This is a genomic window from Streptomyces sp. NPDC004126, assembly GCF_050275515.1.
Lineage (GTDB): Bacteria > Actinomycetota > Actinomycetes > Streptomycetales > Streptomycetaceae > Streptomyces.
Genome location: NZ_JBNNPF010000016.1, coordinates 153,226 through 160,244, shown reverse-complemented (window position 1 = coordinate 160,244; position 7,019 = coordinate 153,226). Strand labels below are relative to the sequence as shown.

Annotated in this window: 7 protein-coding genes; all 7 read left to right on the top strand. The window is 73.4% G+C overall.

All coding sequences use genetic code 11. From position 1 onward, the window contains the following. Positions 1 to 532, top strand: a 532-nt coding sequence (locus ACQKM2_RS17790) for an amidohydrolase family protein (RefSeq protein ID WP_427710715.1), incomplete at its 5' end; no start/stop codon positions are given. A 78-nt stretch (positions 533 to 610) separates the two neighbouring features. Then, on the top strand, positions 611 to 1,627 hold the full coding sequence (locus ACQKM2_RS17785; RefSeq protein ID WP_427710713.1) for an agmatine deiminase family protein: 1,017 nt from the start codon (positions 611 to 613) through the stop codon (positions 1,625 to 1,627). Between the two features lie 82 nt (positions 1,628 to 1,709). Continuing rightward, a complete protein-coding gene (locus ACQKM2_RS17780; RefSeq protein WP_427710711.1) occupies positions 1,710 to 3,380 on the top strand; it encodes an ABC transporter substrate-binding protein in 1,671 nt (556 codons plus the stop codon). Further along, a complete protein-coding gene (locus ACQKM2_RS17775) occupies positions 3,377 to 4,336 on the top strand; it encodes an ABC transporter permease (RefSeq protein ID WP_427710710.1) in 960 nt (319 codons plus the stop codon). The genes ACQKM2_RS17780 and ACQKM2_RS17775 overlap by 4 nt, the downstream gene beginning before the upstream one ends. After that, complete coding sequence (locus ACQKM2_RS17770; RefSeq protein ID WP_427710708.1) at positions 4,333 to 5,187, top strand: ABC transporter permease; 855 nt, start codon at positions 4,333 to 4,335, stop codon at positions 5,185 to 5,187. The genes ACQKM2_RS17775 and ACQKM2_RS17770 overlap by 4 nt, the downstream gene beginning before the upstream one ends. Beyond that, complete coding sequence (locus ACQKM2_RS17765; RefSeq protein ID WP_427710706.1) at positions 5,184 to 6,200, top strand: ABC transporter ATP-binding protein; 1,017 nt, start codon at positions 5,184 to 5,186, stop codon at positions 6,198 to 6,200. The genes ACQKM2_RS17770 and ACQKM2_RS17765 overlap by 4 nt, the downstream gene beginning before the upstream one ends. After that, positions 6,190 to 7,005, top strand: coding sequence for an ABC transporter ATP-binding protein (locus tag ACQKM2_RS17760; RefSeq protein WP_427710704.1), 816 nt, complete (start codon positions 6,190 to 6,192; stop codon positions 7,003 to 7,005). The genes ACQKM2_RS17765 and ACQKM2_RS17760 overlap by 11 nt, the downstream gene beginning before the upstream one ends. Positions 7,006 to 7,019 lie beyond the last annotated feature (14 nt).

Here is a 7,019-nt window from a genome sequence, read left to right as displayed (position 1 = left end):
CGACGACAACGCCCGCGTCCTGCGGTACATGGCCAAGCTGACCATCAACCCGGCCATCGCCCACGGCCTGGCGCACGAGATCGGCTCCATCGAGACCGGCAAGCTCGCCGACATCGTCCTGTGGCGCCCCCAGTTCTTCGGCGCCAAGCCCCAGCTGGTGCTGAAGTCCGGCTTCCCCGCGTACGGGGTCACCGGCGACCCCAACGCCGCCACCGACACCTGCGAACCCCTCGTCCTCGGCCCGCTCTTCGGGGCCCACGGCGCAGCCCCCGCCGACCTCTCGGTGGCCTTCGTCAGCCGGGCCGCCGCCGAATCGGGCTCCTTCGGCGCCCCGTACGACTCGCTCGGCACCCGGCGCCGCCGGGTCGCCGTACGCGGCACCCGCGGCATCGGGCCGAAGGACATGGTCGGCAACGACCGCATCGGCGCGGTGGACGTGGACCCCCGTACCGGCCTGGTCACGCTCGACGGCGCCCCCCTGCGCTCCGGGGCCGCCGACGCGGTCTCCCTCAACCGCCTCTACTTCCTCTGACCCGTACGCACGTCTTTTCTCTTGACTGAAATTTCAGTCGGGTGACAGACTCCGCCAACGCAAGAAATGAGACACCTGATGGCTGAATACCGTATGCCCGCCGAGTGGTCCGCGCACGAGGGCTGTCTGATGGCCTGGCCCACCCGCCCGGACCTGTGGGGCAGCGTCCTCCCCGCCGTGAAGGAGGAGTACGCCGACGTGGCCCGCGCCATCGCCGCCTTCGAGCCCGTCACGATGGTCGCCCCTCCCGGCCACGCCGAGGACGCCCGGGCCCACTGCGGGGACACGGTCACCGTCATCGAGCTGCCGCTCGACGACTCCTGGTTCCGCGACTCCGCCCCGCTGTTCGTCCTCGACGCCGAGGGCAACCGGGCCGGCGTCGACTTCCGCTTCAACGCCTGGGGCGGCAAGCACCACCCGTGGGACTCCGACGACCGCGTCAGCGCCCTGCTGCTGGAGCACGTGGGCACCCCGCGCATCCCCTCCGAGATGATCCTCGAAGGCGGCGCGATCACCGTCGACGGCGAGGGCACGCTCATCACCACCGAGCAGTGCCTGCTGCACCCCAACCGCAACCCCGGCATGAGCCGCGCGGAGATCGAGGCCGAGCTGAAGGCCCGGCTCGGCGTCACGAAGGTCATCTGGCTGCCGTACGGCGGACTGCTCGACACCGAGACCGACGGACACGTCGACGGCGTCGCGGCCTTCGCCGCGCCCGGCACCGTCGTCATCTCCCTCCCCGAGGACCCGGCCCACCCGGACCACGCCCGGATGCGCGCCAACCGCGCCGTGCTGGAGGTCGCCACCGACGCCCGGGGCCGCCGCCTGGAGCTCGTCGAGGTCCCGCAGACCGCCTTCGCCGACCTCGCCGGCGGCGAGATCGAGGTGTCGTACCTCAACTACTACGTCGCCAACGGCGGCGTCGTCGTCCCGGTGGCCGGCCTGCCCCAGGACGAGGAGGCCCTCGCCGTGATCGCCTCCGCCCACCCCGGCCGCAAGGTCGTCGGCGTCCGGGCGCTCGCCATCGCCTTCGGCGGCGGCGGCGTCCACTGCATCACCCAGCAGGTGCCGGCCGCCCGCACCACCACCGGCTGACCGGACCAGGCCCTTCCCGGCGGACCGCCCACGCGGTCCGCCCGCTCCTCCCCGCATCCCTCACGGAAAAGAGAGCGCGACGATGACCACCCCACCACCCCGCACCGGCAGACGCCCCCGCCGCTGGCCCGCGGGCCCCCGCACCGCGGCCGCCGCCACCGCGGTCCTCGCCACCCTCGCCCTCCTCGCGGCCTGTGCGGGCCCGCCGAAGGACAAGTCCGGCGGCGTCACCGACGTCAAACTGTCCGCCTCCACCCCGGAGGCCAAGGGCGAGATCGACTCCTTCACCTGGGCCGTCTACGCCGAACCGCCCACCCTCGACTACACGGTGGCGTTCGACTACCCCCAGAACACCGTCCTGTCCAACGTGTGCGAGAGCCTCATGCGCTGGAACCCGGACCTCACCACCGAGCCCGGACTCGCCCGCAAGGCCTCCAACCCCGACCCCACCACCTGGGTGTACGACCTGAGGCCCGGCGTGCGCTTCCACGACGGCGGGGAGATGACCGCCGACGACGTGGTCTTCAGCCTCGGCCGGCAGACCGACCCCGCGAACGCCGCCGCCTGGGCCCAGAACTTCCAGAACGTCGAGTCCGTCACCAAGAGCGGCCCGCTCCAGGTCACCGTCAAGCTCAAGAAGCCCGACTCCCAGTTCCCCCAGTACATGGCCACCGCCGCCGGGGCCGTCGCCTCCAAGGCCGTCGTCGAGGCCGCGGGCAAGGACTACGGCACCACCGGCAGCCTCGGCTGCACCGGCCCCTTCAAGCTCGGCACCTGGAACAAGGGCCAGTCCATCGAACTGGACCGCTTCGACGGCTACTGGGGCACCAGGGCCAAGTCCAAGAAGGCCGTCTTCCGCTTCCTGACCGACCCTTCCGCCCGCACCAACGCCATGCTCAGCGGCGAGATCGACGGCGGCTACCTCATCCCCACCGAGAGCTACGGCCGGCTGCGCGGCAGCGGCGTCGGCACCCTCTACTTCGGCGAGGGCCTGAGCACCGTCAACGTCAACGTCACCAACACCCAGGGCCCCCTCGGCGACGTCCGCGTCCGCCGCGCCCTGTCCCTGGCCCTGGACCGCACCGGCTTCGTCAAGGCCGGACTCGGCGGCGCCGGCACCGTCACCAGCTCCCTCACCACCCGCGCCGCCTGGGCCGCCGCCCCCGAGCAGACCCTCAAGACCGCCTTCGACGGACTGCCGCCCGCCGGCCAGGACATCGAGCGGGCCAAGGCCCTCGTCAAGGAGGCCGGCGCCACCGGCAAGACCCTGACCGTCGCCACCAGCTCCATCGGCCAGGACGTCTCCCTCCTCGCCACCGCCGTCCAGGCCGCCGGTACGCGCATCGGCCTCGACATCCGGCTGAAGACCATCGCCCCCAACGCCTTCACCGCGCTCTTCACCGACCCGCAGGCACGCGAGGGCATCGACATGTTCCCGCTCACCTACTACGACTCGATCACCGACCCGCTCGACCTGCTGACGAACTTCAAGACCGGCGCCTACATGAACTTCGCCGGCCACAGCGACCCCGAGTACGACAAGCTCGTCGACGAGGCCACCGCCGCCTACGACCCGGCCAAGCGCCTGGAGACCGTCGCCGAACTCCAGCGGCGGGCCGCCGAACAGCTGCTGTGGATCCCCGTCGCCGAATGGCCCACCGCCGTGTTCCTGAACAAGCGGATCACCGGCGCCCCGACCACCATCTCGTACATGTACCACCCGTGGGCCGCCGCCGTGGGGGCCGCACAGTGACCTTCGCCCGATTCGCGGCACGCCGGCTGGGGGAGATGGCCGCCACCCTGCTCGCCGCCTCCTTCGTGGTGTTCGGGGCCATGTACCTGGCCCCGGGCGACCCGGCCAGCTTCCTCCTCTCCGGCCGCTCGGCCTCGCCGGAGGCGCTCGCCTCCGTCAAGGCCCAGTACCACCTGGACGAGCCCTTCCTCGTACGCTACGGCCGCTGGCTCGGCGACGTCCTCCAGGGCGACTTCGGCCGCTCCATCACCTACCGCACCGACGTCTCCCGCCTGCTGGCCGACCGGCTGCCCACCACCCTGCTCCTCGTCGCCATGGCCCTCGTCGTGGTGGTGGCCGTCGGACTGTTCCTCGGCCGCCTCGCCGCGGTCCGCGGCGGCGCCACCGACACCGCCGTGCTCGTCACCACCACCTTCGCCGTGGGGACCCCGTCCTTCGTCGCGGCCGTCCTGCTCCAGGGCCTGTTCGCCGTCAAGCTCGGCTGGTTCCCCAGCAGCGGGGCCGGCGAGGGCTTCACCGACAAGCTCTGGCACCTCGCCCTCCCCGCGACCGCCCTCGCCCTCTACCTCATCGGCATGCTCGCCCGCGTCACCCGCTCCGCCATGGCCGAAGCCCTCGACAGCGACCACGTCACCGTCGCCCGCAGCCGCGGCGTACCGGAACGCCAGGTCATCCGCCGGCACGTGTTCCGCAACTCCCTCGGCACCGTCCTGACCACCGGCGGCCTGATCGTCTCCACCCTCCTCGTCTGCACCGTCCTGGTGGAGACCGCCTTCAGCGTCGGCGGCATCGGCCAGCTCCTCGAACTGTCCACCAGCACCAAGGACTTCCCGACCGTCCAGGCCATCTCGCTGATCATCGTGGCCCTCTTCATGGCCGTGAACCTGGTCGTGGACCTGCTGCTCCCGCTCGTCGACCCCCGGGTCACCCTCGGCACCAGAGGGGCCGCCACATGACCGCCGTACTGACCCGCCGCCCCGGCATGTCCCGCATCCGCGCCGCCGGATCCCCGCTCCACCTCGCCTGCCTCGGCCTCGTCGGCCTGGTCGTGCTCGCCGCGCTGCTCGCGCCCTGGCTGGTACCCCACGACCCCAACGCCGTCGACCTGGCGGGCGCCCTCGCCGGCCCCGACGCCGAGCACCCCCTCGGAGCCGACGCCGCCGGCCGCGACACCCTCTCCCGGCTGCTGCTCGGCGCCCGGACCTCCCTGCTCGGCCCGCTCGGCGTCGTGGCCTTCTCCACCCTCGCCGGAGTCGCCGTCGGCACCGCCGCCGCCTGGCGCGGCGGCTGGCTCGACTCGGTGCTCTCCCGCAGCACCGAGCTGGTCTTCGCCTTCCCCGGCATGCTGCTGGCCATCCTGATCATCTCCGTGTACGGCGAAGGACTGCTCGCCCCGGTCATCGCCCTCGCCGTCGCCTACCTGCCCTACGTCAGCCGCCTCACCCGCTCCCTCGTCCTCGCCGAGGCGGCCCGCCCCTACGTCAGCGCCTACCGGGTCCAGGGCCACTCCGCCCTCCAGATCTGCCTGCGCCACGTCCTGCCCAACATCGCCCCCGTCGTCCTCGCCCAGTCCACCATCAACTTCGGCTACGCCCTGATGGACCTCGCCGGACTGTCCTTCCTCGGCCTCGGCGTCCCCGCCCTCACCCCCGACTGGGGCCGCATGGTCTTCGACGGGCAGACCGCGATCCAGCACGGCTACCCGCTGTCCGCGGTCCTGCCCTGCGCCGTCATCGTGCTGACCGTCGTCGCCTTCAACGTGGTGGGCGAACGCTGGGCCGACCGCGTCGCCAGGAGAGACCGATGAACACTCCCGGAAGCACCCCCGCGACCACCCCCGAGCACGCGCTCGACGTCAGCGGGCTGCGGGTCACCCTCCCCGGCACCGCCCGGCCCGTCCTGGACGGGATCGACCTCACCGTCGCCCGCGGCGAGACCGTCGCCCTCGTCGGCGAGTCCGGCTCGGGCAAGAGCATCACCTCCCGCAGCGCGCTCGGGCTGCTGCCGCCCGGCGCCCGCGCCGAGGGGGCCGTACGGGTCTGCGGGCGCGACGTGCTCGCCATGACCCCGGTCGAGCTGGGCGCCGTACGGGCCGGCACGGTCGCCATGGTCTTCCAGGACCCGCGCGCCGCCGTCAACCCCCTGCGCCGCATCGGCGACTTCCTCACCGAGAGCGTCCTCCTCAACGGGACGCTCGACCGGGCCGCCGCCACCGCCCGCGCGACGGAACTGCTGCGGGCCGTCGGCCTGGACGAGTCCGTCCTGCGCAAGTACCCCGGCCAGGTCTCCGGCGGCATGCTCCAGCGCGTCGTGATCGCCGCCGCCCTCATGGGCGACCCCGCCCTCCTGCTGGCCGACGAGCCGACCACCGCCCTGGACGTCACCAGCCAGGCCGAGGTGATCTCGCTGCTCGCGGGGCTGCGCGCATGCTTCGGCACCGGGCTGCTGTTCGTCACCCACGACCTCGACCTCGCCGCCGCCATCAGCGACCGGGTCTACGTCATGTACGCCGGGCGGATCGCCGAAACCGGGCCCGCCGAGGCCCTCTTCGCCCGGCCGCGGCACCCGTACACCGCCGCCCTGCTCGCCTCCACCCCGCGGATGGACGGCCCCCGGGGCAGGCTCGCGGCCATCGACGGCCGCCCGCCCGACCTGCGCGAGGAGCTGCCCGGCTGCGCCTTCGCCGCCCGCTGCCCGCTCGCCACGGAGATCTGCGACCACCGGGCGCCGCACCCCGCACCCGCTCCCGGCCGGCCGGACCACCTGACCGCCTGCCACCACAGCGACCGGCTCGAAGGGAGCACCGCCGATGTCCGATGACACCACCGGCACCCCGCCCCTGCTGGAGGTCAGGGGCCTGCGCCGCACCTTCGGCACCGTCCGCGCCGCGGACGACGTGTCCTTCACCCTGCCCGAGGGCGGATCGCTGGGCGTCGTGGGCGAGTCCGGCTCGGGCAAGACCACCACCGCCCGCATCGTCGTGGGCCTGGAGCGGGCCGACGCGGGCGAGGTCCTCGTGCGCGGCCTGCCCCGGCCCGCCCGCACCCGCGGCCGGACCGCCCGGCTGGCCCGGGCCCGGCAGGTGCAGATGGTCTTCCAGGACCCGTACCTCTCGCTCGACCCGCGGACCCCGGTCGGGGCCGCCCTGCGCGAAACCCTCGCCCTGCACTTCCCCGGCGGCGACCACACCGCGCGGGTACGGGAACTGCTCGACCAGGTGGGCCTGGGCGCCCGCGCCGCCGAGGCCCGGCCCCGGGAGCTCTCCGGCGGCCAGCGCCAGCGGGTGGCCATCGCCCGCGCACTCGCCGTCGAGCCGGCCGTACTCGTCCTCGACGAGGCCGTCGCCGCCCTCGACGTGTCCGTCCAGGCGCAGATCCTCAACCTGCTCGCCGGCATCAGGGAGGAGACCGGGATCGGATACCTGTTCATCACCCACGACCTCGGCGTCGTCCGGTCCGTCACCGACGAGATCGTGGTGATGCGCCACGGGGCCGTGGTCGAGAGCGGCCCGACGCAGGAGGTCCTCGCCGCGCCGCGGCACCCGTACACCCGGCTGCTGCTGGACTCCGTCCCCCGGCCGGGCTGGGACCCGGACGCGATCGCCGAGGCCCGGCGGGCGCTCTGAACCGGCCCGGGGGG